Source organism: Aeromonas sp. 25-248, assembly GCF_053005425.1.
In genome coordinates this window covers 244,976-268,710 of sequence record NZ_JBRKTB010000002.1, presented here as the reverse complement: position 1 = coordinate 268,710, position 23,735 = coordinate 244,976, and the positions used below count along the sequence as shown (strand labels likewise).

At 54.0% G+C, this 23,735-nt stretch carries 29 protein-coding genes; 9 read left to right on the top strand and 20 right to left on the bottom strand.

Translation table 11 applies throughout. The features are described from left to right. Positions 1–60 precede the first annotated feature (60 nt). From ACVDHI_RS04685 to ACVDHI_RS04625, 13 genes are all read right to left on the bottom strand, one after another. Entirely contained in the window at positions 61–987 is a 927-nt protein-coding gene (locus ACVDHI_RS04685) for a hypothetical protein (protein WP_324046017.1), read from the bottom strand. 239 nt (positions 988–1,226) lie between these two features. Beyond that, positions 1,227–3,353 (bottom strand): portal protein, encoded by a 2,127-nt coding sequence (locus tag ACVDHI_RS04680; protein ID WP_447211761.1) that lies wholly within the window; start codon positions 3,351–3,353, stop codon positions 1,227–1,229. Next, positions 3,353–5,050: a terminase gene (locus tag ACVDHI_RS04675; protein ID WP_447211760.1), complete on the bottom strand. Its 1,698-nt coding sequence runs from the start codon at positions 5,048–5,050 to the stop codon at positions 3,353–3,355. Before ACVDHI_RS04675 ends, ACVDHI_RS04680 begins: the two co-directional genes overlap by 1 nt. Before the next feature lie 59 nt (positions 5,051–5,109). Next, positions 5,110–5,511, bottom strand: a complete 402-nt coding sequence (locus ACVDHI_RS04670) for a hypothetical protein (protein WP_447211759.1) — start codon at positions 5,509–5,511, stop codon at positions 5,110–5,112. Beyond that, complete coding sequence (locus ACVDHI_RS04665) at positions 5,492–5,689, bottom strand: DUF6835 domain-containing protein (RefSeq protein ID WP_109421929.1); 198 nt, start codon at positions 5,687–5,689, stop codon at positions 5,492–5,494. Before ACVDHI_RS04665 ends, ACVDHI_RS04670 begins: the two co-directional genes overlap by 20 nt. A 41-nt stretch (positions 5,690–5,730) precedes the next feature. Further along, positions 5,731–6,612, bottom strand: a complete 882-nt coding sequence (locus ACVDHI_RS04660; protein WP_447211758.1) for a terminase — start codon at positions 6,610–6,612, stop codon at positions 5,731–5,733. Continuing rightward, positions 6,613–6,798: a hypothetical protein gene (locus ACVDHI_RS04655; protein WP_045525841.1), complete on the bottom strand. Its 186-nt coding sequence runs from the start codon at positions 6,796–6,798 to the stop codon at positions 6,613–6,615. Positions 6,799–6,833: 35 nt separating this feature from the next. Continuing rightward, entirely contained in the window at positions 6,834–7,388 is a 555-nt protein-coding gene (locus ACVDHI_RS04650) for a DUF2514 domain-containing protein (protein WP_447211757.1), read from the bottom strand. Continuing rightward, positions 7,388–7,879 carry a lysozyme gene (locus ACVDHI_RS04645; RefSeq protein ID WP_323911996.1) on the bottom strand — a complete coding sequence of 164 codons (492 nt, stop codon included), beginning with the start codon at positions 7,877–7,879 and terminating at the stop codon, positions 7,388–7,390. The genes ACVDHI_RS04650 and ACVDHI_RS04645 overlap by 1 nt, the downstream gene beginning before the upstream one ends. After that, on the bottom strand, positions 7,876–8,088 hold the full coding sequence (locus ACVDHI_RS04640) for a hypothetical protein (protein ID WP_047234869.1): 213 nt from the start codon (positions 8,086–8,088) through the stop codon (positions 7,876–7,878). The genes ACVDHI_RS04645 and ACVDHI_RS04640 overlap by 4 nt, the downstream gene beginning before the upstream one ends. Positions 8,089–8,238: 150 nt before the next feature. Continuing rightward, positions 8,239–9,258 (bottom strand): hypothetical protein, encoded by a 1,020-nt coding sequence (locus ACVDHI_RS04635; protein WP_323918944.1) that lies wholly within the window; start codon positions 9,256–9,258, stop codon positions 8,239–8,241. Between the two features lie 343 nt (positions 9,259–9,601). Continuing rightward, positions 9,602–9,976, bottom strand: coding sequence for a hypothetical protein (locus ACVDHI_RS04630; RefSeq protein WP_323918946.1), 375 nt, complete (start codon positions 9,974–9,976; stop codon positions 9,602–9,604). Next, positions 9,973–10,167, bottom strand: coding sequence for a DUF3283 family protein (locus ACVDHI_RS04625; RefSeq protein WP_201894766.1), 195 nt, complete (start codon positions 10,165–10,167; stop codon positions 9,973–9,975). The genes ACVDHI_RS04630 and ACVDHI_RS04625 overlap by 4 nt, the downstream gene beginning before the upstream one ends. A 123-nt stretch (positions 10,168–10,290) precedes the next feature. Here ACVDHI_RS04625 and umuD point away from each other — a divergent pair, with 123 nt between their 5' ends. Both umuD and umuC read left to right on the top strand, forming a co-directional pair. After that, entirely contained in the window at positions 10,291–10,713 is a 423-nt protein-coding gene (umuD, locus tag ACVDHI_RS04620; protein WP_201894767.1) for a translesion error-prone DNA polymerase V autoproteolytic subunit, read from the top strand. Next, the gene (umuC, locus tag ACVDHI_RS04615) at positions 10,710–11,990 is read left to right on the top strand and encodes a translesion error-prone DNA polymerase V subunit UmuC (RefSeq protein WP_447211756.1); all 1,281 of its coding nucleotides are present in this window, start codon (positions 10,710–10,712) and stop codon (positions 11,988–11,990) included. The genes umuD and umuC overlap by 4 nt, the downstream gene beginning before the upstream one ends. Here umuC and ACVDHI_RS04610 read toward each other — a convergent pair. From ACVDHI_RS04610 to ACVDHI_RS04580, 7 genes are all read right to left on the bottom strand, one after another. Beyond that, the gene (locus tag ACVDHI_RS04610; protein ID WP_447211755.1) at positions 11,962–12,306 is read right to left on the bottom strand and encodes a hypothetical protein; all 345 of its coding nucleotides are present in this window, start codon (positions 12,304–12,306) and stop codon (positions 11,962–11,964) included. The two genes, umuC and ACVDHI_RS04610, sit on opposite strands and share 29 nt — an antisense overlap. 983 nt (positions 12,307–13,289) lie before the next feature. Beyond that, complete coding sequence (locus ACVDHI_RS04605) at positions 13,290–13,988, bottom strand: TIGR02642 family protein (RefSeq protein ID WP_447211754.1); 699 nt, start codon at positions 13,986–13,988, stop codon at positions 13,290–13,292. After that, positions 13,985–14,407: a hypothetical protein gene (locus ACVDHI_RS04600; protein ID WP_447211753.1), complete on the bottom strand. Its 423-nt coding sequence runs from the start codon at positions 14,405–14,407 to the stop codon at positions 13,985–13,987. Before ACVDHI_RS04600 ends, ACVDHI_RS04605 begins: the two co-directional genes overlap by 4 nt. Continuing rightward, positions 14,404–14,721 carry a Ref family recombination enhancement nuclease gene (locus ACVDHI_RS04595; protein ID WP_135320222.1) on the bottom strand — a complete coding sequence of 106 codons (318 nt, stop codon included), beginning with the start codon at positions 14,719–14,721 and terminating at the stop codon, positions 14,404–14,406. Before ACVDHI_RS04595 ends, ACVDHI_RS04600 begins: the two co-directional genes overlap by 4 nt. Continuing rightward, positions 14,718–15,377, bottom strand: a complete 660-nt coding sequence (locus tag ACVDHI_RS04590; protein ID WP_447211752.1) for a hypothetical protein — start codon at positions 15,375–15,377, stop codon at positions 14,718–14,720. The genes ACVDHI_RS04595 and ACVDHI_RS04590 overlap by 4 nt, the downstream gene beginning before the upstream one ends. Further along, positions 15,374–15,817 carry a recombination protein NinB gene (locus tag ACVDHI_RS04585; RefSeq protein ID WP_266136932.1) on the bottom strand — a complete coding sequence of 148 codons (444 nt, stop codon included), beginning with the start codon at positions 15,815–15,817 and terminating at the stop codon, positions 15,374–15,376. Before ACVDHI_RS04585 ends, ACVDHI_RS04590 begins: the two co-directional genes overlap by 4 nt. Beyond that, positions 15,814–16,428, bottom strand: a complete 615-nt coding sequence (locus tag ACVDHI_RS04580; protein WP_322146727.1) for a Rha family transcriptional regulator — start codon at positions 16,426–16,428, stop codon at positions 15,814–15,816. Before ACVDHI_RS04580 ends, ACVDHI_RS04585 begins: the two co-directional genes overlap by 4 nt. Before the next feature lie 432 nt (positions 16,429–16,860). On the opposite strand from ACVDHI_RS04580, the gene ACVDHI_RS04575 reads away from it, so the two are divergent. The 7 genes from ACVDHI_RS04575 (at position 16,861) to ACVDHI_RS04545 (ending at position 23,705) form a co-directional block, all read left to right on the top strand. After that, entirely contained in the window at positions 16,861–17,193 is a 333-nt protein-coding gene (locus ACVDHI_RS04575; RefSeq protein WP_135319743.1) for a hypothetical protein, read from the top strand. A gap of 26 nt (positions 17,194–17,219) precedes the next feature. Further along, positions 17,220–17,609, top strand: a complete 390-nt coding sequence (locus ACVDHI_RS04570; RefSeq protein ID WP_447211751.1) for a hypothetical protein — start codon at positions 17,220–17,222, stop codon at positions 17,607–17,609. Positions 17,610–17,687: 78 nt separating this feature from the next. Next, the gene (locus ACVDHI_RS04565) at positions 17,688–18,632 is read left to right on the top strand and encodes a hypothetical protein (protein ID WP_201891215.1); all 945 of its coding nucleotides are present in this window, start codon (positions 17,688–17,690) and stop codon (positions 18,630–18,632) included. Between the two features lie 149 nt (positions 18,633–18,781). After that, positions 18,782–19,729, top strand: a complete 948-nt coding sequence (locus tag ACVDHI_RS04560) for an HNH endonuclease (RefSeq protein WP_447211750.1) — start codon at positions 18,782–18,784, stop codon at positions 19,727–19,729. A gap of 387 nt (positions 19,730–20,116) precedes the next feature. Beyond that, positions 20,117–20,761, top strand: a complete 645-nt coding sequence (locus tag ACVDHI_RS04555) for a hypothetical protein (protein WP_447211749.1) — start codon at positions 20,117–20,119, stop codon at positions 20,759–20,761. Positions 20,762–20,787: 26 nt separating this feature from the next. Further along, positions 20,788–21,693: a DUF4365 domain-containing protein gene (locus ACVDHI_RS04550; protein WP_336565690.1), complete on the top strand. Its 906-nt coding sequence runs from the start codon at positions 20,788–20,790 to the stop codon at positions 21,691–21,693. 545 nt (positions 21,694–22,238) lie between these two features. Further along, on the top strand, positions 22,239–23,705 hold the full coding sequence (locus ACVDHI_RS04545) for a KAP family P-loop NTPase fold protein (RefSeq protein ID WP_447211748.1): 1,467 nt from the start codon (positions 22,239–22,241) through the stop codon (positions 23,703–23,705). Positions 23,706–23,735 lie beyond the last annotated feature (30 nt).

Below are 23,735 nucleotides of genomic sequence, written 5' to 3'. Positions count from 1 at the left end.
TACATGAAAACAAAAACCCCGACACAGGGTCGGGGTTGGCTTGTATAAACGGGTGGTGTTTTAGTACCCGACCTGCTCCAGCAGCGCATCCATTTGGGCGTCTGTCATGGCACCCATCTCGCCGATAAGCTCGGTCTGAGACATGGCGCCAAAGCGCTCCACTCCAGTGGGGGCAGCATGATGGGTCTGGCCGAGTGCCGAAGGGCTGGACGGGATGAAATCGGCTGGCTTATCCGCTTCCTTGCCGGGTGCCTTGGTGGGAGGGGTAACCTCGTCACCAAAGGCCAGCTTGGTGCGGCGTGCCGCCTCTGCGAATCGCTCATCCAGCGACTTGCCTTGCCACACGGGGTCAGCCTGGAGCTTCTCATCGACGATGATGGCGAAGTCGAAGCGGTCCGGGTCTTTCTCCCGCCAGCTCATCAGGTCAGGTACCGCCTGCAGTGCGGCCTGAACCGGATTGATGGCGAGGGGAACCGGCTGCGGTGCTGCCTGCTGCTCCAGCCTTTGAAGCTTGCTGGCTATGGCTGCAATCGACTTGCCCAAATCCGGGTAGTCCTGTGCCAGTTGTGCCAGCTCCTCCTGGCTGATGTCGTCAGGGTCAACATCGGGGTTGATCCCGTGCTTCTCCATCAGCGCCTGCAGCTTGTCCCGCTCGGCCTGGGCTTGCTGCGACTGAGCCAACTGCTCACGCAACTGCTTGGCTTCATTACGCGCCTGCTCCAGCACTTCATACGGGATGGTGTGTTGACCGCTCTTGGCCAGGATCACCTTCTCAGGCTCCGCGGCCCCTTCACCGCCCTGCTCGGTGCCGGCTTGTTCGTTACCGGCTGTCACCTCGCCCGCCGACGGCGCGGGTTGTACGTCCGTTTGCTTGGTGCCAGTGCCATCATCCAGCTCGCTATCGGGCTCACGCTCGATCGCCTCCAGTATGGCTTCCAGTTCGTCCAGGCTTTCAGTCCCGGTCAGGTTGTCGATGCTCGTATCCATGGTTGTCCTCGTGGGTTTTCAGTGGGTGGTATCGCTGCCCAAGCGGGGGAAAGCTCTCAGTGAAAGCCCTCCCCGGCTGGGGCTGGGCACAAAAAAACCCGCACAAGGCGGGTTCATTCATCGTCGCATTCGAGCTCTGGCGCAGCACGGCACTGGGCTCAGAAATGAAAAAGGCCCAATCTCGAGAGACTGGGCCATGTTGGGGAAATCGTAACGCTGGGCGGTGAGGAAAGCAACTATCAGAGCGCGATGGCGTCGATCTGCTGCTGGATGGTGTCCAACAGCTGAGCCTGCAGCACGGCCTGCTCCCCCTGGATGCTCTGCTGCTCGGCAGCGAGCCGCTCCATCTCCTGCAGCGTCTTGCCGGTCTGGGCCTGCTTGAGGGCATCCTCGAACCGGATGGAGTCGGTCAGCTTGGCGATGCGCTGGGCCTCAGCCTGCCACTTGGCTGCCTTGCCCTCCAGCTCTGCCAGCTTGGCCTGCATCTCGCGCATGGCCAGCTCCTGCTGCATCTGGGCCTGCTGAGCCTGCTGCTCGGCGGCCGCGCGCTCCTCGTCGCTCATCTCGTCCGGGTCTTTCGGGATGTTCAGGGCATTGCGGATCCGCTCCACGAACTCTGCCTTGCGCGGGACATCCATCAGCTCGACCAGCAGGTCAAAGCAAGCACCTGCCGCCGCGGGCGGAAGTTGGGACATGGCCTGGGTCATCCGCTCGGCCAGTTGTTGCTTGTAGGCGGCAGTCTGCTGGATCGGCGCCAGTGCGATATGTGCCCGCAGCCGGGTCACATCATTGGTGAGTTTGCCATCCTCCTGCTCCACATTGACCACCACAGCCTTGCGGCGGCGGGGGTCTTCCCGATTCACGGTCACCTTGTAGTTGCGCTTGCTGGCCATGTCTTCCAGCAGGTACGCCAGCGCCAGCTGCCCCACTTGCTGGCAGCCCATCCGGTAGTTGTCGTTGATCTCGGAAAGCGTGGTTGCCCCCTGCTCCACCAGGTTGCTGATCGCCACGCCGGACTGCCCGGTGGAGCCCTGCCCCAGGAAAGCGGCATAAACCCCCATGGTGTCCTGGATCAGCTTCACCGAGTCCTGCATCACCTGAAACTGCTGGGCCGCCACGTTGAAGTCCTGCTCCACCTTGAAGGCATCGCTCACGCTGGTCTTGTTGGCGCGATCCGGGTTGAGCTCGATGTAGCCATCAGGGCGCTCGACCTGCTCCAGCACCTGACTCTGGCTCATGTTGGTAGCGTCCTTGTCCATGATGACGCGCTTGGCCTGCAGCAGGAACGTCAGCTTGATGCGCCGCAGGTTCACCTCGTCCTGCGCCGGCATGGCTCGAACAATCAACCCATAGGGCTCACCGGTGCGGTCTTTGCGGTACCCCCAGAACGGCACCAGCGGATACATGTTGTGCGGAGCAGAGCAGGGTCGATCAACCAGATGATGAGGGCCGACGAACCAGGACTCCCGGATCACGGCCACCGGGCAGCGCTCCAGCTTGGCGCGCCCCATGGCCACAGCAGCCAGGTGCAGTTGATTGGCCTTGTCGTACTCCAGTGCCCGACCGGAGTCCAGCATCAGCACCTGACGCATGGTGTAGGTGCGGTAGTAGACCACCTGCAGAAGCACCCGATCCCGCTCCCGGCTGCACCACTCGATCTCCTTGCCGCTGAACTGGCTCCACTCTTCATAGGCGCTGACCAGGTTGGGGTCCAGCCCATCGATGGAGGTCAGGCTCACGACCCCCTCCCAGTCGTTGACGCCCCACTGCAGCACCTGTGCCTTGCTCGGGAACATGGTCTTGGCCTCATCCAGATCGACCCAGCGGCGTCGCATCAGCCAGCGGCAGTCGCTCAGGTCCGGCTCCCTGCTGTGCCAGTCCCAATAAACCTCGTCACGGTGGACGTTGCTGAACTTGTAACGTGGGCCGAACGGGTCATCACGGCGACACACCTCAACCCAGCCCAGGCCGGTCTTGATTTGGCCGCCGTAGGCCTCGCCCCGGGCGCGGTCCAGTCCGCCAAGGCGGCACATATCGGCGTATTCGGCGTTGACGGCCTCGGCCAGTTGCTCCAGCTCATCGTCGTGGTCATCGGCGATTACCATCAGATCGGTGCGGCTCTTGGCTTCCATTCCCAGCACGCCGTCAATGGTCGGTGCGATCAGGTTGTGAATGGTGATGGGCTGGCCCCGCGCCTTGAGCACACTCACCACCTCGGGCGGCAGTTGATCGCCGTCGTAGTAGGCGCACGCCCGATTGGCAAGGCTTCGCCAGTCCGGCTGGCCGTTGATATCGCTCATCAGTTTGAGCAGGCGCGGGGTATCGAGGCCGCCTTTTTCAGGGGCCTTGGGTTGGGCGTTGATCATCAGTTGGCCATCCAGTGCTTGGGTTTGCGGAAGGATTCAGGTTTGACGATGCGGGCCGGCATCCGGGCACGCATCTCTTGGGCAATCATGTAGCTCATGAGCTGGTCATCAAAACAGCCGTCCTGGGCGTTCATGCTGCCGCTCTTGTCGTAGACGTAGGTGGTGGCTTCGGAAATGGTACCTATCCAGCGGATCCCGGACTGCCCGGCTCGCAGCAGGGCCTTGAGGCCATCAACCAGGATCGGCTTGGACTGTCGAGTGGTGAGCCAGCCGAGGCGCGGCGTCTCGTCGTCGCGGTCCCGGTCGATGTGCTCCTGGGTGTAGATGCGTCGGGTCGGGTAGATTTCACGGAGCTTGAGCAGCACAGCGTGGCCGTGGTTGTTGCGCTCCGGGCCGATGTAGGCCGGGCCATGCTCCGCCGTGCCATAGAAGCGGCCGACGTGGGCCAGCAGTTGGGCAAACAGCCCGGGATCCAGATGCCCGAACCAGTGGGCCACCTGCCGGCCGTCGCTCTTGGCCGTCACGTCGAGGCTTGAGCGGTCGCCGTGCTCCAGCCCTTCCGCCACGTCGGCGCCGATGGCGTAATCCTCGTCGGGATCTGGCAGCTCCCAGACCAGCAGCATGTTCTCGAGCGAGCGCTGTCCCTGCTCGTCCAGCTTCTCCGGTTTGCGGGCCTTCTCGCGCTTTCCGGTCACAGGGTCGATGTCGTAGACGATGAGCGGGGCCATGCAATCGCCCTCTGCTTCCATCGTGGCGATGGGGTCGAACACCCGGCGCCCGGAGGTGAGGAAGGCTTCCAGCGGCGTGCTGGGGAACTCCTGCTTCATCTCGGCGCCCAAGGTGGACTCTTTCAGCACGTACCACTGCCGCTGCTCGTCGGTAATGGTGCAACCCATCGACTTCTCCACCGCAGTGAAGTATTCAGCCTGGGTCTTGCTCATCACTACGCCGGATGCCGGCACGTCGGCGCGATACTTAGGGTCCTGCCACCAGGCGAAGAAGTGGAACTTCCAGTCGAGCTGACTGAGTTCACCGGATGCCCTGGCCAGCTCGAGGGACTTCATGCTCATGGCGTGGAAGTCGCCCCCTACCCCTTCGGCTGTGCTCTCGATGAAGGCCACGGCGCCCGGGTGGATCGCCTGCAGCGTCCCGGTTCGCACCTCCTTGGCCTTCTCGGGATACTTGGCGCAGATCTTCCCGTGCTCGGAGACATGCAGGCGCTGGACTGTACCGGACCGGAAGGAAGTGGCCACCTGGATGCTGGAGCCGTGCCGGAACAGGATGTGACCGCCATTCGCCCCGCCGCGCCGGGTCACCACCTTGAACTGGGCCTTGAGCCAGCCCGGCAGGTTATCAAAGGGCACTTCAATCTTGGTGCGGTAAATCTCGCCTGCGGCCGTCAGGTCCTGGGCGATGATCCCGCACTTGAGGTTCTTGTTGAACAGCGCCTCGTCCAGCAGATAGATGTCGATGGCCGTGGAGAACCCAAGCTGGCGCGCCTTGAGGATGATGTTCAGCCACCACATGGTCTTGAACAGCAGCTCCTGCGCTGGGCGCAGCCGGAAGCGCACCAGCTGGCCCTGCTCGTTCTCGATCATGTAGAGGTTGTTCATCCGCCACCACTTATCGCTGAGCTTCGAACGGATGTAGGCCATCTGCTCCTGCTCAGTCATGTCGGAGTTATCGAGTTCGGTCATTGGTGGATCTCAAGCAATAAAAAACCCGCCGAAGCGGGTTGGTGTGGGGGATGCTGTAGTTATGTTTGTTCTTGCCATGCTGCGGTGATGGCGTTGACCTCAGCCCTAGCTGCGGCACGCTGCTGAATGTTTTCGGCCAGCATCCTCACATGACTGGGATCTGCAATCATTGCGCCCATCTCGACCAGCACGCCGTTGCGATAAAGGCGGTATGGCTCAAGAAGCACGCGCTCAATGGTGACAGTAGCAGCGTAATCAGGTTCGATGTCATAACCAATGTGTCGCGAAGGCCCCCGCACAGGCGGCAACTCGTATTGCGCCTCACGCCCTGAATCAACGGCGTCGCACACCTCCTGCGGCAATGAGCAGTCGGCGATGTAAACCGCCTCCCCAGCCTCATTCTTGCGATAAATTCTCATTACTCCCCCAGCAAAAGCGAGTTCAGGCGATCGGGCTTTCATCTCTTATCCACCGCTCAAGTTCTGTAATCTTCTCATCCCAGCGCTTAAAGTCAGCCGTTGCCTGCTCATCGTCAAGCCCGACATCCTCAACACCAAACAGCTCAGACACTGAGCGAAGTTTGGCGATCGCCTCAATAGCCAAAATCCGTTGTGCGGCCTGACGCTCTCTTTGTTTCATGGCTGGCTCCTGCATTGGGGTGAACTCTGGCTCGCATTTTATCACGACATCAGCCCGCCAGTCCCCATCCCCTGCAGCTCGGTGACCATCTCGCTGACCGGGGTGGACTCGCTGCCGCCATCCTTCTCGAGCCGATCGGCTTCGGCGGTCAGCTTGCGCGCAGCAGCCCGGATCCGGCGAGTGTCCTCCTCAATCTTCGGCACACTTACCTCGTCGATGCGAAGGGCGCTCAGGGTCCGCTCGATGGACTCAATCCGCTGGATGTTGCGGTCGAGAGCCTGCTCGGCCTTCAGGATCTTGTCGTAGAGCGCAATCCGGTCGGTCATCTCGCTGGCCGTGACCAGGTCCTGCTGCAGCCCCTTGAGCAGCTTGGTGACGGAGATGACGCGAGCCCGGGTGAAGTCCAGCTCGTCGCGCAGTTGCAGCTCGCGAGCCTGGTCGAACAGCTCCTCGGCATCGAGGAACTTGGCATAACCGCCATGGGTCTTGGCTATCTGCATGCCGGGCTTGATGTTGGCGGGCGGGTTCGGGTTGCCCTCGTACTCGCCCCGGACGAAGCGGCCAGCACCATCCCGCCCTTTGTTTTTCGAGGTCTGGTCAGGCTCGGGCTGGGATTGCGTGGATGCGGAGGACTTCTCCTCTCTTCGCTCTCCCCCTTTGGCCTTGGCCTCATTCCCCTTGGCTTGCGCACTTTGCGCACTTTGCGCAGATTGCGCAGTTTTGCGCACTTCGGAATGCGCAGATTGCGCAGCTACGCGAGATTTGTCAGGTTGCGCAGGGGATTGCCCCCGAGATTTCAAATAGCGACGCGCCGAGTTGTAGTTCAGGCCGCGGCTGTCACACCAGTCTTTCGCACTGATGCCTGTCGCTTCATGCTCCTGCAGGAACTCTGCATTGAGCTGTGCCCAGTCGGTCTTTGCCATTTAGAGAGATAACTCGCCTTCAACGATGGTATCGCCAGGTACCGGCTTGTGGGCTGCCGCTACCACCACAGAAACACCAGAGGAAAGAACAACCACCGCCTCGACTCCATCGTAGTGCTCAACACGGGTGATAATCCCAGTCACATCGATACCGCTTTCTACTTCACTGCTCCAGTTCATCTGCATCACCTCTTCCCTCCCCAGAAATACAAACCCCGCCGTTACTGGCGGGGCTTCATGGTTGCGGTGCGCAGAGAGTCATAGGCCTGCTCGCAGGCTAGTCCTGACGCTCGAGCTCTGTCATACGCTGCTGCCAGCTCACCCGCTCTTTCGTCAGCCCAGCTGAGCAGGTCGGCGAGCACCACGGCAGGCTGTTCGGCTGTCGGGCTTCCTTGGGGAGCGCTGGAATGGCTGGCGCACTGACTTGCTCGGGCTGCCAGGCGGCGGGCTTGCTCGCGCAGCCGGCCAGACTCAAGGTCAGCAGCAGCGGCATCAGCCTGCGCTTGGGCGATTTCTTCTTGTGCATGGTCTCTCACCTCATCGATTTCAGCCTGCCGGCGTTGCTCTTCCTCCCGAGCCTTCAGCTCAGCCTTGGCTCTGGCTGTGGCAAGGCGGGCAACCTCTTCATTCCACCTTGCCTGCCAGGTCTTTCGCTCCCCCTCCTCCCCAGCCGCATGGCCGGAGCGATAGAGCGCCACACCGCCGCCGGCCAGGGCAGCTATCACCAGGGCGCCGGCCAGGAACGGCAGCACCTTGCTCTGCGGAGTCACTCCCATCATCCCCCCTTGCACTTCGCATTGAGGCGCAGCCGGTCTTTCCAGAGCCCGGGGCATACCCGGTTCCCTGGCGCCGAGCAGTCCTGCTTACCAGCACGCTTGAACAGCAGGATCGCCTCGCAGGCACCTGGGTAGTCGCCAGCGTTCAGGCGCTTCACGATGGCCGAGCGGCAGAAGGCGCCGGGACCGATGTTGTGGGAGAGCTCGACATAGGCGTCGAACTCATACTGGTGGAGTGGCACCTTGATGCAGGCCTTGAGGGCATTCTCGAACACCCGCACCTCCCGAAGGCTCCTGTTCACCGCGGCGACGGGCGTGATGGTGTCACCCATCTTGACCCCTTCAGTGCTCCCAAAGCCGATAGTGGGGAGCTTGGTACCGTGTACCGGGTCGGGGTAAGCCGTCGGCTCAAACCCCTCCCGATTCAGGAGCCCCACAAAGCCCGCTGCACTCAGGCTGAGCGCGGCAATGGCAATGCGGACCTTGTTCATTTTGCACCTCCCTGCTGGCGGCGCGGCTTGATGATATTCGACCAGATGAACCAGCCCATCTGAACCGCTATCCACATCAACGTGGCAGCCAGCACCCAGTCATTGAGCGAGTACCCGGCCAGCGTCATGCCGGACACCACTACCGGCGGTGCGCTCTTTGCAACCCCCGCAGCGGCCGCAGCCGTCGCGAGCTCTTCTTCTTTCCCCATGCATCGCCCCTCCAGAAACGACAAAGCCCGCACGAGGCGGGCCAGAAATGAAAAAGGCCAGGGTCACGGGGACTCTGGCCATCTTTGAGCAATACTAACGCTGGGGCAGCAAGATATCAACCGCAGCACAACTCATCATTCTATCATTCGCTAGCTCACCCAATAAGGCTTAATGGACAAGCCAGACTGTGTAAGCTGCGTAAGGACTTCTTTATAAAAAATCATATAAAACTTATTTTCGGGCGTGGGGTTTTTATCTTCTCCAATCCCATTACTATAAACATCCGCGCTATAAACACCATTATTGAATTTATCCAATTCCATGGTGTACATATTTTGTGACTCCACATGAATGAGCCTTCTTTCAATGACTGGGCGAGTAAAAGAAACTACTCGCCCAGCAAAATAGGCTAATGCAGAATCACCCAGGGTTACTTTTAAGCGCAATGCTCCATAATCATAATAATCAGGACGATAAAGCTCCATACTAAATCTCGGAGATATTGCAGCCAAGATTCTTTTCGCCACTGCTGATGATATTGTTCTCAAGCACCCACTATCATTTGTTTGCTGCTGAACATCGTAAACAAAGATAGCACCGCTCCACTCTCCATTGCTACCTGTAACATTGAGTAGGCTTCGGGTAGGATTGCCACGTGTTAGTGCATAATTCCCTACAGATGTTCTCCTGAACATATGATTGGAATCGATTCGATACTTTTCTTCCGTTCCCTGACCAAAAATTGGCATAATAAAATCAAACGGTGAAGTAATACGCTCACCTGAATGTTTACTTACCAAAGCAGTAAAGGAGTATTCCGTATTGGTGTACTTGTCATTGAGTGGGCGCTTAGTGATTTTCACTTCGAGTCTAGAGCCATCTATGATGGAGCCTATGGCACAAACCGAAGTCATATCATCGATAAGGCCATAAAGTCTTTCAATGAAAGAAATATAATCGAAAGCATCAAGTGCAATGGTATAACCATTTGCTCCCTTGAATTGTGCAAGCAATGCAGCGTGGGTGTTAAATCCATAACCAGCAGAGATTGCCTCTTTTACTGTAGACAGTTTGAATTTAACAAAAAGATTAGAGTCGATGACTGTTTTGATATTGCGACACATGTCATCGAATGCAAAAGCAGAATTAATTGTGTTGGTATGTTTCATAAGTCAACTCCATATGAAAACGGTTAGTGTTAAATTATGTTCTTTGTCTGCTTTTTATAATCTAGAACTGTCACTCACCATTTCATTGAAGTGCAGAGCAGATTGCTAAATAACACTGGAGTTGCAGATCCTCGGGCGTGTCACCCTGACCGTTGGTCAAGAATGATTAGAGCTCAGTAGAATTTAATAATCAACTGTTTTTTTTAGTAATGCGGGGGAAGCTATTGCAGCTTGAAATCTCAGTCTCAACATAGGTACACAAACGAAAATGGCTAGAATCATTGATGACTCTAGCCATGTCGAGACAAGCGAGCGCAAGAGCAGTGCCTAATGGGTAATCAAGTTACCTTCCATCACGAGTTCTCCAGCGCTTCACCAAGAGCACGCAGAGGCACAGTGGGCCCAATACTAGAATGAAAACCACGCTCACCATGAACTTTGCAAACTTCCGGTCAATGGAGCTCTGGAATGAGCCGTCATAGACGACCTTCTCCTCCCCATTCCAGTAGCCAATGACCCATTGAACTGCATATCGGCTGTATGGGTACAGCAGTGCAAATGCCAAGAGCACCAACGGTAAAAGCAGCCAGTTCACCATGGACGCGTTGTGGGCTAGTGCCACCGGCAAAGGGAGCACCACAAAGAGGCAGAATGAGACAATGAACTGCCTTTTGAAGAACCAACTTGGCAGCAATAGCAGCGTTTTTTCGTTCGTCATTTCACCTTCCGGTACCGTTCAACCTGCTGCAGGAAATAGGCCTGCATCTCCCCCTTGTAGTTCCCGGCCTCGCTCTCGGCGGGTTGCTTGATCTCGGGGTTCCTTTCCTTCCACACCGCATAGGCAGCGGCCTTCTCTACCTCGACCTTCTCCTGCTCTTCTTTCGGCAGGGAGCACAGATTGAATGACATTGGCGACTCCACGCATAGGGGACTTGCCGATATTACCTGAATCCGGAGTCAATCGCTCCACGGTGATCTTCACCACGGGCATCGCTATACTGTATTTATATACAGCATTGTGAGCCCAAAACCATGTTTGCAGTTCCAGACCTCGACGCCCCGGCGTTGGAAATCCCGTTGTTCCTATCTCCTGCCGCCTGTGGCTTCCCGTCCCCCGCCCAGGACTACGTGGAGCAGACCATAGACCTGAACCAGCTCTGCATCGCGCACCCGGCGGCCACCTACTTCGTTCGGGCGGCCGGTGACAGTATGGTGGAGCACGGGATCCGTGATGGTGACCTGCTGATCGTGGACCGCAGTCGCAAGGCTCGCCACGGCAGCGTGGTGGTCGCCGCGGTCGATGGCGAGTTCACTGTGAAGGAGCTGCAGCTTGATCCCACGGTGGCCTTGCTCCCCGGCAACCCTGCCTATCGCCCCATCCATTTCAGTGAAGGGCAGGAACTGGAAATCTTCGGGGTGGTGACCGGCGTCGTACACCTGATGCCAACACCATGAACAAACACTGCGCCGTTGCCCTGGTCGATGTGAACAACTTCTACGCCTCCTGCGAGCGCCTGTTTCGCCCCGACCTCAAGGGGGTGCCGATCGTGGTGCTCTCCAACAACGATGGCTGTGTTGTCGCCCGATCGGCAGAGGCCAAACGGTTGGGGGTCAAGATGGGCGTGCCCTACTTCCAGATCCGCCAGTTCTTCGAGGCCATGGGTGGGATATGGTTCAGCTCCAACTACGCCCTCTACGGTGACATGTCGAGTCGGGTGATGAGCATCTTGGAGGGGATGGCCCCGACGGTGGAGGTCTACAGCATCGACGAGGCGTTTATCGAGTTGAGCGAGAGCTGGGCTGGCGACCTGGTGGCTTATGGCCGCCAAGTCCGCGAACGGGTGCAGCAGTGGACCGGGCTCATCGTGGGGGTCGGGATCGGCCCTACCAAGACGCTCGCCAAGCTGGCGAACTACGCCGCCAAGCACTGGCCAGCCACCGGGGGCGTGGTGGATCTGCGGGATGAAGCGCGGCGCGCCCGGCTGATGGCTATCACCCCGGTGGACGAGATATGGGGCATTGGCCGGCGGCTCACCGCCAAGCTGGAGGCCCAGGGCATCAAGACCGTGGCCGACCTGGTCGCTGCTGACCCCAAGGCGCTGCGCCGCCGCTATGGCGTGGTAGTCGAGCGCACGGTGCAGGAGCTGCGGGGCATTCCCTGCGCCGAGCTGGAACAGGAGGTGCAGGCCAAGCAGCAGATCATCTGCAGCCGGAGCTTCGGCGAGCGCATCACGCAGATCGGCCCCATGCACCAGGCGCTGGCGGGCTACATGGAGCGGGCGGCCGAGAAGCTCCGGGCAGAAGGGATGTGCTGCCGCCATGTGACGCTGTTCATTCGCACAAGTCCGTTCAGCGACAGGGAGCCCTATTACGGTAACCAGGTGAGCACAAAGTTGGCGATGCCCACCAATGACACCCGGGTGCTGCTGGCCCTGATCCCCCAACTACTTCCCCACATCTGGCGCGACGAACAGCGATATCAGAAGGGCGGCATCATGCTGGCCGACTTTACCCCAGCCGACATGCAGCAGGGCGACCTATTCGCAGCGGAGCAGCAACCCCCCCGCAGCGAGGCACTGATGCAGGTCATCGACAAGATCAACCAGGGGCGGTTGGGAAAGGTCTACTTCGCGGCCAGGGGCCGGGATACCCGGGAGTGGATGATGAAGCGGGAGCAGCTCAGCCCCCGCTACACCACCTGCATCAGCGAGCTCCCCGAGGTGAAGGCATAGCCTTGGAAAGCCGGGCCAGCGTTGAGCGCAGCACATTCAACTTGAGGGGGTGGGATAGAACCGGCGGCTCGGGGTGGATCGCCAGGACTTTGATAAACACTCGCTTTGAGCTTCTCTTGCCCACCTCACGCTTGCAGCTTCTCGACTCCGCCAGCGTCTCCACATAGCGGAGTGACCGGAGATAAATGACCGCCTCGCGGGCCACCTCAGCAGGGACACCCAGCTGTTCGGCCACCTCGTAAAAGTCAAAGAAATCGCCGTTGAGCAGTCCCCAACCGGCGATCTGAAGAGCTGTAGGTTTAAGCTTGCTTTCCATGCACCCTGCTTAATGAATGAGGGATGTCAAGGTCCCGAATCTGACCCAGACTCCGAGACGCAGCTAAGTTCACAGAAAGCAGATTAGCTGACAATGGACTCGTTTTCCCTGAATCCCTTACGTAACAGGGCATGCAGAGTGATTTCGCTACGAAAACCACACGGTATTTGCAAGCAAAAAATGTTCAATAAAATTACCGCACATAAAAGTCAGACTTGCATTTACCGGATCAATCTGGTGTAAACCCACTCACAGTGAGTGCCCACTAACCCCCAACCCGATACCCACTCTTTATCCACAGCCAATGCGTTATCCACAGATTGCAATGCCGTACAGACCTCACTATCGTGTATTTCGAAGAGAGAAAGGCACTACATTATTGTGTCGTTACCGTCACTACCAAGAGGGAAAAGCCATGCCGAAGAGCAGAACAACAGACAGACGTATCACGGGCGTCTCACCGCCCACAACCCGGCAAACAAAGGGGGTTCCCCATGCCACAACCAAAGCGGCCACCTGGCCGAGACTGCAATCCAACCCAAAATGAAAAAACCACCTTTCAGAAACTGATAAGGTGGTTCTTAACAAAGCTCCACATAACCTTGGCCGAGGTTTTTGTGGGAACGCTAATATCAATTGTGGTTGCTGTAGTGCAGCCTTACTTACCAGATAGCTCTTGGGGTCGAGACCCAGAGGCCATCAAAGTGCAGTACTACCAACTTTAACCAAGGGCCTTCGGGCCCTTTTTCTTTAACGCCTACGACTATCCGATTGGTAGCCATTGGTGTCGAGTTGCAGGTGAATCATGGCCAATGCTATCCGTAACGTCAATAAAATTATTGCGTAATAAACACTGTCGCCCGTCTCACAGAAAGCATAAAAAACATATAAATCAAAATCTTATCATCTCATTCTCATCATACACCTTCTCGGTTCACGTATGGAAATAACATACTCAAGCCCACATGGTGTATGAAACCAGCCTATGCTGCCCGCATCTCCCTCACCTGTCGCTCCATGAGCTTTGACAGGTCTGACGCTTGGTGGATCACTTCATCGACCGCTTTTTCAACGAACCGGCGCATCTCCTGCCCGAACCGGCGCGCGACCATATCGGCATGGGGTACCACTCGCCCGGTGCCGTGGCACTTCGGGCACTCGTCACCCTTGCGGGGGCGGATACCAGTCCCTTTGCAATGCGGGCAGCGGCCGGATTGCAGCATCTCGGCGACACAGTGGTCGTGGGCGAGAGACAAGATCTCGTTCCGCTCGGCCAGAAGGCGCTGGTACTCGTGGCCATTGCCACCGCGGTGAGCTCGTTTGGCCTTCTCCATCACCACGGCGGCCCGGCGGCGCTCCTTGTCATAGTGCGGGTGAGACAGCACCAAGTGTTCCAGCTGCTCAGGCAGGGGGCGGCGCAGCAGGATAGCCATGGCCATACCACCGGCCTCTTCGCTGCCCAGCGTGGTGCTGAAGTGCGTCAGCAGCGAAGCCAGTGCCTGCTCGTCCCCCAGGTGGTCGGCCATGAGGAACTGGAGCCCTTGCGGGTTGCTCTTTGCGGCCACCTGCAGGGCTCCCAGAAACTCCTCTCTCCCCAGCGTGCTGGAGCGACCGGACGAGGGTTCATGTAGTGCACCTTTCGGCGAGAAAAGGCGCAGAGCCATTTCGATAGCGTGGGTCATGGTTTGGTCCTCTGGTCTGGGTCCTGATTGAAAGCGGCGAGCAGCCAGGCACGCAACTGGCCGGATTTGATGTGTTCCGGGGCAACTTCCAGCACGGTCCACCCGAGCAAGGTGGCCTCGTTCATCTTGGTCCGGTCCTCTACGAACCCCCTCCCCCGGGTGTGCCGGCCACCGGAGTGGATCCCGCCGTGGACCTCAAGGGCGACCATACGGGTGGGCCAGGCGTAGTCGAAGCGCCATTTGCGCTTGGGGTGAAACAACAGCTCGGTGGCGGGGTCAGGAAGGCCGACCAGCTGGATCAGCACCTTGTCGTGCAGGGACGTGACCTGCTGGGCCTTGCGCACCTGGTTGGCTGCGGTCCTGACCTTCGGGCTGCTACCCAGCAACCGGGCCGCATCGAGGGCGGTGAGGTGGATCATGCAGCCCTCCCGATGGTGTTCTTGCGCAGTTCGGTGACTTCTCTGGCCACCTGCTCCAGCAGGGTCTCCTCACTGCCGTGCTCTTGCTGCCAGGAACGCGGGGCGGCGTGGAACCCTGTGGGGTAGCAGGCACGATGATGTCGCGGGCATAGCGGTAGCACCCGGGTGTGCTCGGCGCGCTGGGCCATGCCAGACCCAGAGCGCACGTGATGGATTTCCGCTGGCGTGGCACCATACCCGGCATTGCGGCAGGCAATGCAACCCAGGGAGGCGACGTCGGAGAGATGCTGCTTGTCAGCCTTGGTCTTGCTCATGCTGCAGCCACCTCCCCACCCTGCGCATCAAGCAACTCGCCCATGCTCTTCACCTTCCAGCGCAGCACCTGCATTTCACGCTCTTGCCTGTGGAAATCATCGTGGTAGCGGGCAAGGCGTTGCGCCTTCTGTTCGGCATCGCGCAGCCGGCGACTCATCACCTGAGGATCCCCGACCCGGCTCAGTACGAGGGCCATCATCTCCAGCTCAAGCTGGTCATTCTTCTGGTGCGCCCAGACGGTTTCGGCTCCGGGTCCATTGTGGCCGAGCAGCATGCACACATGCCCGGCAAGCAACTTCACATGGCCGCGGCTGTTCACCCAGAGCAATCCCCAGCCATGCGGCAAGTCGTCCAGAGTGATGATGCCCTCTGGGCACATGAAGTACCGGTAGGTCCCCATCCCCAGAACCTTGCCATTGCGGTGCGGCTTCTTGGCATCGACGAGGAAGTCAGATCGGGATACCTTCACCTCGACAAGGACTGAACCACCGTTACATCCCCAGCGGTATCCCCATGCGTCAGCTCGCTCTCCACCATAGAGACCACCTACCTCAATCATGGCGATCTGGCAGGCTGGCCCCTTGTTGCTCATTGAGCGTTTGAGCCATGAGCAGGCAATCTCAGACAGGCGAGAATGGGTGAATTGATCGCTCATGCCGCCGCCCTCCCGTAGGCCGCCACCCAGTCGAAACCTCGGCGGGATTCATCCCCGAACTTCACGCCCTGCTCAGCACCAAAGGCTTGGGCCAGCTCGATGAGGTCGCGCATCTCGCGCACGGTCATCTTGGAGGTGGACTTGCCCAGCACCACGAAGCCGTCCCCGTTGAGGTTCGGCACAACGTCCTGCTGGTACAGGGCGGCGCTGAGCACATGCTTCCAGTCCTCCTTGGAGAGCTTGCGGCCGTGCCAGTTCACCTGTTCGGCGATGTCGGTCATGACGGCCCAGAACAGAGCGTTCTGGGCCAGGCTGCGGGTCAGCTCCTTGATTTCGATGACCAGCGGCTTGTCCTGGTCAACCGGCAGGTCAGCGACCAACTGGCAAGCGCGGGACCGGATTTCAGGGCTTCGTAGGAAATACTTGGGATAGGAGCTCATGCCGCATCTGTCCCCGTCAGTACAAGGGAAAGCTGGGATCTGGCTTCGAGCTGGGCTTGTTCAAGGCTCAACGCCCGCTTCTCGATACGGCGCCGGGCCAAGCCCTGCCCATGGAAAGTGCCATTGGAGACGGAGACTGCTTCACGCTTGGTGAAGTCGTGCAGGAGCTGCTGCAGTTCCTGCTTATCATAGAGCTGCCCTATGGCCCAGTTGAAGGCCAGGATGTAGAGCTCTTTTAGTTGGGCAGCTTTCTTCCCGGTGAAGCCCATCACGAGGAAGACCATTCCATCTTTGGTGATGTTGTAATACTTTAGCCGCTTACCATTCTGTAACTCACTGTTTTCAAAGCAAAACTCAAAATTGAGTTTTGCAAATTCCTTACTGCACTCTAGCTTTTCAATCGCAGCCAGCACGTTGTCATGGCGCTTCCCAAACAGCTCAGCAATTTGACGAGAGGTAGTGAACACCTCCCCATCCTGGGCGCTCACCAATTTCTGGAACAGTTCGATCTGCTCGGGAGTGTACTGAGGGGCGATAGGCTTGATGCTGCGGATACTGCCGCAGCCGCGAGGGCGTGCCGCAGATAGATCACGGGTATGTGCTTTGGTCATGGTCTGGGTCCTTTGGTTACTCAAAGCCGGGTGGTCTAGGTCCGACATTGGCAATGGTACCCAGTGTTGAGAATTTCTGTCACGCACCAGAAGCTATCGGCACCGCAGAGTTATCTACTTCCCCCCGAAGTAGAGACGAATCCAGTTTCGTAAATCTGTGATCTCCTCCTAGTTCAACATTCATTTAGCTAAACAAAAGGAACCATTTGGAATACCATCCCGTAAGGAGTAGGGTTCCAGGAAAAGCCTAGTAATGGGGTATCACTCTCAACAGAGTAAGTGGCTAGGGCGCGGAAATTTCAGGGCGGTAGCTTTGTCATTTTGAGTAACCTAAAGCACGTCAACACCCATCACGCGAGACCAAGAGGCCCCACAAGGGGCCACCCAGATCCAAACGGTCACATTTTCAGAAGCACTTTGTGGGAGACAAGAATGCCAACGGCTTTAGAGGACCAATTTCACGCGGCCATGCTTCACATCTATGAGTCTGCAACTCGGCTCAATCCACCATATCGAGCGACGCGCTTTCTTAAAATGGTTCATAGCATTGGTGGCCGAGCTACCGCAAATAAACTACTAGCCTCGACAGACGTTTCAGCTGGTTTTACTGAGCTTTTTCTACGCGGGAAAGAGAATCTAAAACTCAGCGTCGAGTACCTTATTTTGCAAGACCCCTGGAGAACCCTCTTCACCGAAGATCAGCATTTGGTAGCTCGTGAGCGTCTGATAAAGGTTGGCATTACTCCACCAGATGCTGGCATTTGAATAGCATTCAGCAACAAGGAGATCTGATGAGCATTTCTGAGACAAACAATGAGATTGGCCAGACCGTTGCCGCTGGTGTTGGGGCCACAGTTGGTGCCGGCGCAGGTGCTGCCTTCGGCGTGACGACTGTTGCTGCGGCAGCCGAGGCAGCAGCGGCTGCGACACTAGCATCTGCAACAGTGGCATCAACAACAGCCACTGTTGCAGGCGCTGCCGCAACGACAAGCGCACTAGCTACAGTCGGCGGCGGCAGTATTGCAGCAGGTGGGGCTGGCATGGCTGGAGGTGTCAGTACTATCGCAGCTACAGCAGCAACATCCGCAGCGGTACCAATCGTTGGCTGGGCCATCGGCGGAGCCATTCTTGCCGGCGCAGGTGCTTGGGGAGTGTACAAGTTAGCTACACGTAAAAAATAGAATGAACATTATAAGCCAGTGCTGTTCTACAGCCTGGCTTACTCTAATTTACACTTGAAGAGTCATAAGGAGTAACGTTTGAGCAAAGGCATTAAGATGGAGTTCGCGAGAAAAAATGACTCTGGCGATGTAGTTTTCCACATTTCTAAGTTACACAAATCTGACAACGGTAATTTAAACTGCAGATACTGTGGAACCAATGTTCAGTATGTATCAGCCTACACTAGGCAAGCCTCAAATACGCCAGTGGCAGCATATTTAAAGCTATGGCAGGAGTCTAAACATGCTATAGGATGCAGTTACTCAGTGAAGGGGGCCGTTGATCTGCTAGTAGCAGATTCAAATGCAGTGGAGTCTACTCACCCTGTATTTGAACTCCAACGTGATGGCAGCTATCTATTTAGGATGAATATCCTATTGGACGCACAACGAGTGGCCCAGTACCTGATAGAGTCAGGGGGGGATTTTGACTCTATCGAACATTTATCAACGCCCAGAAACTACATTCGCTCTGAACAACAACTAGCTTCATATTTTCGTTCGGCTGCCGGCATAGCAAAGATCAGGTCATTAATTCAGGACTCTGAAGATGCGGAAGAATTAAGCCGCTTAGTAAAAATACAGTTCAAGGATGACTTTATCGATTGGAATGACTTCTACTACGATGAAACGAGGTATCACGTTTTATTTAAGCGTTTAACAAATGGCCACCTTCCACATCCAGTTGCAGTAAACCTCACCTTGAAAGGCCAAGTCAACCACGCAATTAATGCAAAATTATTTCATTGGAACTTCCAATGCTATAGTCAGATTAGAAAGCGGGATGACAAAAAAATGGTCTACATCCCTAAGTTACATATGGCTAAAGAAAACTTCACCAAATCTATTTCTGGTGATGATACCCTATTGGTGGTTGGTAACGCTTGGGCAAATGAAGTAAAAGACAAATCATCAATATTCAGAGGTTTCAACGTTTCTGTCTTTAATAAATCTCAATTTAAAAAAGAGATCGATAGCGAGTAATACGTATATCTCTTTTAAATAGTGCTAACTCTCGAGGTGGTTCCAGTGCAACTACCTCTTAGTTTACTAAGTCTCCCCCTCAACAAATGGAACCATTCGAGTTACCATGAAGTCCTTTATCCGTGGTCAGCAGTCTCGAGGGGATTACAGTGGCATTCTGGTGGGTAAACCATAAGCAAACGTACAGTGCTGAGGTCGGTGGCGGCTACATCTGGTCGCCAAAGACGAACAACGAAGGCAGGAAGAACCAGACCTATATCAACCTCACGCTGACCCGGCCTGGGGACATTGTCATCTCTTACGCCAATGGACTCATCAAAGCCATTGGCCTGGTTACAGCACCTTGCAGAGAGAAATCCAAACCCTCTGACTTCGGCAGCGCTGGCGATTCTTGGTTATATGCCGGCTGGGAAGTCCTTATTGATTGGGAGCTCCTGGAGAGGCCCATCCGCCCGAAAGACTATCTGGAGTTGATAGCTCCCCTCCTCCCGACGAAGTACTCGCCTTTGCAGCCCAACCTGAATGGTAACCAGGGGTGCTACCTTGCCAGCATCAGTAACGAGCTGGGCAGCCTGCTGCTCTCACTGGCCAATCGCGTGAATCCCCACTTTGTTGATGACATCGAGCAACACCAGGCCGAGCTAGAAGCCGACGCCATTGAGACGGACATCAAGGCCTCAACCCTGGAAGTCACAGAGAAGCTGCAGCTCACCAAAGCTCGCATCGGCCAGGGCAACTTCCGGAGGGACTTGGAGAAGATTGAACCCAAATGCCGAGTCACCGGCGTCACCAACAAAGCCCTGCTGATTGCCAGCCACATTAAGCCCTGGTCTAAGTGCGACAATAACGCCGAACGCCTGGATGGGAACAACGGCCTGCTGCTCTCCCCTCACATTGACAAGCTGTTCGACCGTGGCTGGATTACCTTCACTGACGCCGGCGACCTGCTGTGTGCCGAGCACAGCATCGAGCAGGCGCTGCAGCAGTGGGGCGTTGAGCTGCCCCTGAACGTCGCTCCCTTTGAACCTAAGCAAGCCCGATACCTCGCCTATCACCGTGACGAGATTTTCAGGGCCGAACCGGTCTCTTCTGCTTAAGACTACCCGCCCAGGAGCAGGGCTTTATCCCTGCTCCACTAACTTCCTCAGCAGCCCCCCTCCCTGCGAATCTGTGATCCCCTCTCAAATCCCCCTTCTTTTCGCTCAACAACCAGAACCATTTGAGGTACGATTTCCGCACGGTACCCAAGCTCCATGCAAGGCCTACCCATGACAAGGAACTGTCATCTGATCACAGGTCGAAAGCAGCAATTTGGGGGCTGTAACCTAAGGGCGGTAGCTAAACATTCACCAACTCAATATATTGGAGAATTATTGAGAAAGTGAGATTGTAATCCAAACTTTGAGACTTCGCAGGCTCAGCACCACCAGATGAGATTAAAATACTCTCTGTAAAAAGATTTTCTAACTAGAAAGGGATTATTAATGCCAGATTGGATGTATGTTGTAATGATTTGTATTGGTGTTATAGGCGTATCTGCCATTTTTGCCTGGTTCTTAGTAAGTATACTTGGTGAGATATTTGAAACGATCGCGCTATCTGATTTTTCGAAAGACTTCAAAGATACTGTAAAGCATAGTACCCCCACATGGGATGATATAAAGGAGATAGCATCATCAAGAGGTTTAACTCAATCAAAAATTCAGAACACAATAAGGAAATATCATCGTGAAATAATGGCTGGAAGAGAGGTGGACTTATCACCTCACAAAGAGTTAATAAAAGGCTATATTAATCAATACAAAAATGATGAACCTTTTGAGGGTCTCCCAAGCGAAATTAGAATTCATCTGGAGCGATTGAGAGACCAAACAAATGGAAACAATCATCTTCTAGAGCCACTGACATCTCAAATTAAAGACCTCCTAACAATTAACGAGAAAGAAAAAAGACATCAAAAATACTACACTATTGGCGGCTTTTTTATAGGGCTTGCTGGATTTGCGTTCGCATTATATACAAGCCTTATTCAGCCTCAGATTGCATTGTCAAACAAAGAACAACTTACGCCACAGATAGAAATTACTAGTAAGTCACTGCAATCAGCCACTAAAACTGAAATTAAATGAGTCGCAACATATCCTGGAGATAGAAATTGAAAGTACCCCATACTGAGTTGACTAGCAGGGCTGGCGTTTATTTCACAGGATATGCCCTCGCCATGTCAGGTATGATTTTTAGAGAAACAAGTTCGAGTGATGTTGGCATTGATGGACAGATCGAGTTAGTCAATGATGACGGTAGTGCTACTGGCATGCTGATAGGTGTTCAGATTAAAAGTGGTGAGTCATTTGTAAATCACAAACAAAAAAAATTTACTTTCACATCCAGCAAAGAACATTATAAATACTGGTCTAGTTTTATAATGCCAACTATAGGTATCGTTTTTTCCCCTAAACTTGAAACTGCCTCATGGTTTGTTTTAGAGAGTCATTATAAAGATATTCTTGAAAGGGATGCATCTTGCAGCATAACTCAAAAGCTCCATATATCAAACGAGCTCTCTATTAATAACAGTCCTTTGCCATACATTTCCACATACATCAGAATGTATTACGAAAGCCCGATAACTCAGGATATAATAGACAGGTTTGATTCATTAAGGGATGGAGATAGTGATGATTTTAATAAAATGGAAAAAATGATCGCATGGAATAAAATGATTGCGGCATTTTTCTCATTGGAGAGTAAAGCAAAAATAATTTATGATGTTGGATTCAGATTGTCATGGCATTTCCCAGTCGTTACTGAAAAACAGAAGGAGATATTTAAGTGCCGTATAAACAAAATGACACCACCAGAATTACACAATATATTGAAGGGTGTTAAATTTGCATTAAAGCATGACAGTGAGAGTGGTTTCTCACTAATAATGGACCTTCTTATGTATAAAGACAATATTATAGAGATGTTATCAACCCTCAAGAAATCTAATTTAACAACTAGAAATGAAAAAATCCAAATTCAAGATTTAATAGAATATATTGAGCAATTTTCATAGCGAAAAAAACAAACAACTTTTTCGCTCATTGGACGGGCTAAAGCCCGCTTTCTCACTGCATGCTAGGTGGAATCAATCCATACCTATCAATTTCCCTACCAGTAACCCAGCAGTATCTCCTCCATCACACACACCCTCATCGATACCTGATAGCCCACCGTGGCAGCTCGAAAGGCAGGACCTCATTGCAGAGACGGCTACTCATCCCCTACAACCATCAAATCTGTGATCTCTTCCTGACTTAGAACTCATCTAACTCAACATGGATAAGCATTCGGAGTACCATTTCCACAGTGAAGATATAATTTGATAAGGAGATTGTTCATGAGTGAGTCAGCAATAAATATATTGGTTTTGCTCTTGGGCTCTGTTGGAATAGCGATTGCGGTGTTCTCCTACAACTCTCGCCCTGATCTACACAACTGCCATTCATGTGGAAAATACCTCACAATCAAAGCCCAACGATACTGGTATAAAGTCAATGGGAAAAATGTCCCATTTTGCGCCAAATGTAACCGAAAACAAAAATAACAGAGTGAAATACTATGCCAAAGTCATTGATTGAAAATGCAAAATACGCATCATGGAAAGAAAGTCATACGTTCGATAATTGCAAGTTAAATCGAAAAGATTATGGCCAGTTTCTTGCTAACTATCTCATAGGAGAGAAGGATGGCTTCGTATTGAATTTGAATGGTTCTTGGGGTACTGGTAAGACCGAGTTTTTGAAACGCTTATATGTTGAGTTAATGGGTCGAGGTCACCCAACCATTTATATCGATGCATGGGAAAGTGACTTCTCCCAAGAACCGCTCACAGTCGTCGCATGTGAACTGCTGAATCAACTTGAAAGACTAATGGAAGGAGCTATCTCAGAAAGCAGAATAACAGAGGCTAAGAGAGCACTAGGAAAAGCTCTCAAGGGCACATTGGTCGGATTCGCTGGCATTGCATCTGCCAAACTCCTTAATGATTCAGCGATAGGAATGGAAGCTGTAAATAAATTATTGGAAGAAGCACCTCAAAATATAACAAAGCAGTTGGCAGAAGATTACCAAAGTCAAATCGAGGCTATCATCAATACAAGAAAGGCATTGGGTAATCTTGCAGAGTCATTACAGACTGTAAATGGCTCAGAATTGCCCGTTATCGTTCTCATCGATGAGTTAGATCGTTGCCGTCCAACATATGCCATTGAAATGTTAGAAGTAATAAAGCATTTCTTTTCGATAAAAGGTTTTGTTTTTGTGATAGCCACAGATACAGAGCAACTCTGTCACTCTATCACCTCAGTGTATGGTGACAACTTCAATTCAAATCAATATCTTAAGCGATTTTTTAATAGAAAAGCTAGTCTCGAAGACCCAAACATCGACAACTACGTCGATACAAAATCAAGTAATGATGATTATACTGCTTATGCTGCCTTAGAACTGTTTCCTATTTTGTCAGCAAGTAGTAGCCATGCAGAACTAATAAAAAAAAATATTATAATGCTGTCTACCGCTTACAAGCTTAACATTCGGGATGTAGACCAACTAACAGATAAACTTCACTCATGCTTACGCACAGCGAGTGAAATAAAAATAGCAACTAATGACTTGCAATACATTAATATTGCAGCTCTCATTGTAGGCTTAATTGAGCAAGACTTTAACTTACCCTCATATACCAACCGAAAGAACTATAATAACACGTTCACCCCGCCAATAAATAATTATCATATATCTAATGATATCGACATTGAACGATACATTAAATTATGCATGGAATCCGTAGTATTAACCCAAAAGCAAATACCATCGACATATAGAGAAACATTCCAAACAATAGAAGCCCTTCCTGACTGGGATTACTATCAAGGAGTGAGAGGTAGTCATCCTAGTCACCAACTCACCTATCTATGCAGCAGCCTTTCAAGCAGCACTAATGTATATAGAGATACAAGGAAAAAGTATTGGCTTTGGGCCGATATGAAAAAGGTAATTGAACTTGCAGGAACAATAGAATAATTTACTAAAAGGCACCACTATCAGGCCGGT

Bases quoted from the DNA above. Each gene is read 5' to 3' on its own strand.
- ACVDHI_RS04555 (WP_447211749.1), top strand. From the start codon at position 20,117: ATGCCAGATTGGATGTATGTTGTAATGATTTGTATTGGTGTTATAGGC.
- ACVDHI_RS04625 (WP_201894766.1), bottom strand. From the start codon at position 10,167: ATGTCATTCAATCTGTGCTCCCTGCCGAAAGAAGAGCAGGAGAAGGTC.
- ACVDHI_RS04675 (WP_447211760.1), bottom strand. From the start codon at position 5,050: ATGACCGAACTCGATAACTCCGACATGACTGAGCAGGAGCAGATGGCC.
- ACVDHI_RS04670 (WP_447211759.1), bottom strand. From the start codon at position 5,511: ATGAAAGCCCGATCGCCTGAACTCGCTTTTGCTGGGGGAGTAATGAGA.
- ACVDHI_RS04645 (WP_323911996.1), bottom strand. From the start codon at position 7,879: ATGAACAAGGTCCGCATTGCCATTGCCGCGCTCAGCCTGAGTGCAGCG.
- ACVDHI_RS04685 (WP_324046017.1), bottom strand. From the start codon at position 987: ATGGATACGAGCATCGACAACCTGACCGGGACTGAAAGCCTGGACGAA.
- ACVDHI_RS04605 (WP_447211754.1), bottom strand. From the start codon at position 13,988: ATGACCCACGCTATCGAAATGGCTCTGCGCCTTTTCTCGCCGAAAGGT.
- ACVDHI_RS04580 (WP_322146727.1), bottom strand. From the start codon at position 16,428: ATGACCAAAGCACATACCCGTGATCTATCTGCGGCACGCCCTCGCGGC.
- ACVDHI_RS04590 (WP_447211752.1), bottom strand. From the start codon at position 15,377: ATGAGCGATCAATTCACCCATTCTCGCCTGTCTGAGATTGCCTGCTCA.
- ACVDHI_RS04610 (WP_447211755.1), bottom strand. From the start codon at position 12,306: ATGGAAAGCAAGCTTAAACCTACAGCTCTTCAGATCGCCGGTTGGGGA.
- ACVDHI_RS04660 (WP_447211758.1), bottom strand. From the start codon at position 6,612: ATGGCAAAGACCGACTGGGCACAGCTCAATGCAGAGTTCCTGCAGGAG.
- umuC (WP_447211756.1), top strand. From the start codon at position 10,710: ATGAACAAACACTGCGCCGTTGCCCTGGTCGATGTGAACAACTTCTAC.
- umuD (WP_201894767.1), top strand. From the start codon at position 10,291: ATGTTTGCAGTTCCAGACCTCGACGCCCCGGCGTTGGAAATCCCGTTG.
- ACVDHI_RS04630 (WP_323918946.1), bottom strand. From the start codon at position 9,976: ATGACGAACGAAAAAACGCTGCTATTGCTGCCAAGTTGGTTCTTCAAA.
- ACVDHI_RS04635 (WP_323918944.1), bottom strand. From the start codon at position 9,258: ATGAAACATACCAACACAATTAATTCTGCTTTTGCATTCGATGACATG.
- ACVDHI_RS04570 (WP_447211751.1), top strand. From the start codon at position 17,220: ATGAGCATTTCTGAGACAAACAATGAGATTGGCCAGACCGTTGCCGCT.
- ACVDHI_RS04655 (WP_045525841.1), bottom strand. From the start codon at position 6,798: ATGCAGATGAACTGGAGCAGTGAAGTAGAAAGCGGTATCGATGTGACT.
- ACVDHI_RS04640 (WP_047234869.1), bottom strand. From the start codon at position 8,088: ATGGGGAAAGAAGAAGAGCTCGCGACGGCTGCGGCCGCTGCGGGGGTT.
- ACVDHI_RS04545 (WP_447211748.1), top strand. From the start codon at position 22,239: ATGCCAAAGTCATTGATTGAAAATGCAAAATACGCATCATGGAAAGAA.
- ACVDHI_RS04680 (WP_447211761.1), bottom strand. From the start codon at position 3,353: ATGATCAACGCCCAACCCAAGGCCCCTGAAAAAGGCGGCCTCGATACC.
- ACVDHI_RS04650 (WP_447211757.1), bottom strand. From the start codon at position 7,388: ATGGGAGTGACTCCGCAGAGCAAGGTGCTGCCGTTCCTGGCCGGCGCC.
- ACVDHI_RS04585 (WP_266136932.1), bottom strand. From the start codon at position 15,817: ATGAGCTCCTATCCCAAGTATTTCCTACGAAGCCCTGAAATCCGGTCC.
- ACVDHI_RS04665 (WP_109421929.1), bottom strand. From the start codon at position 5,689: ATGAAACAAAGAGAGCGTCAGGCCGCACAACGGATTTTGGCTATTGAG.
- ACVDHI_RS04575 (WP_135319743.1), top strand. From the start codon at position 16,861: ATGCCAACGGCTTTAGAGGACCAATTTCACGCGGCCATGCTTCACATC.
- ACVDHI_RS04595 (WP_135320222.1), bottom strand. From the start codon at position 14,721: ATGAGCAAGACCAAGGCTGACAAGCAGCATCTCTCCGACGTCGCCTCC.
- ACVDHI_RS04600 (WP_447211753.1), bottom strand. From the start codon at position 14,407: ATGATCCACCTCACCGCCCTCGATGCGGCCCGGTTGCTGGGTAGCAGC.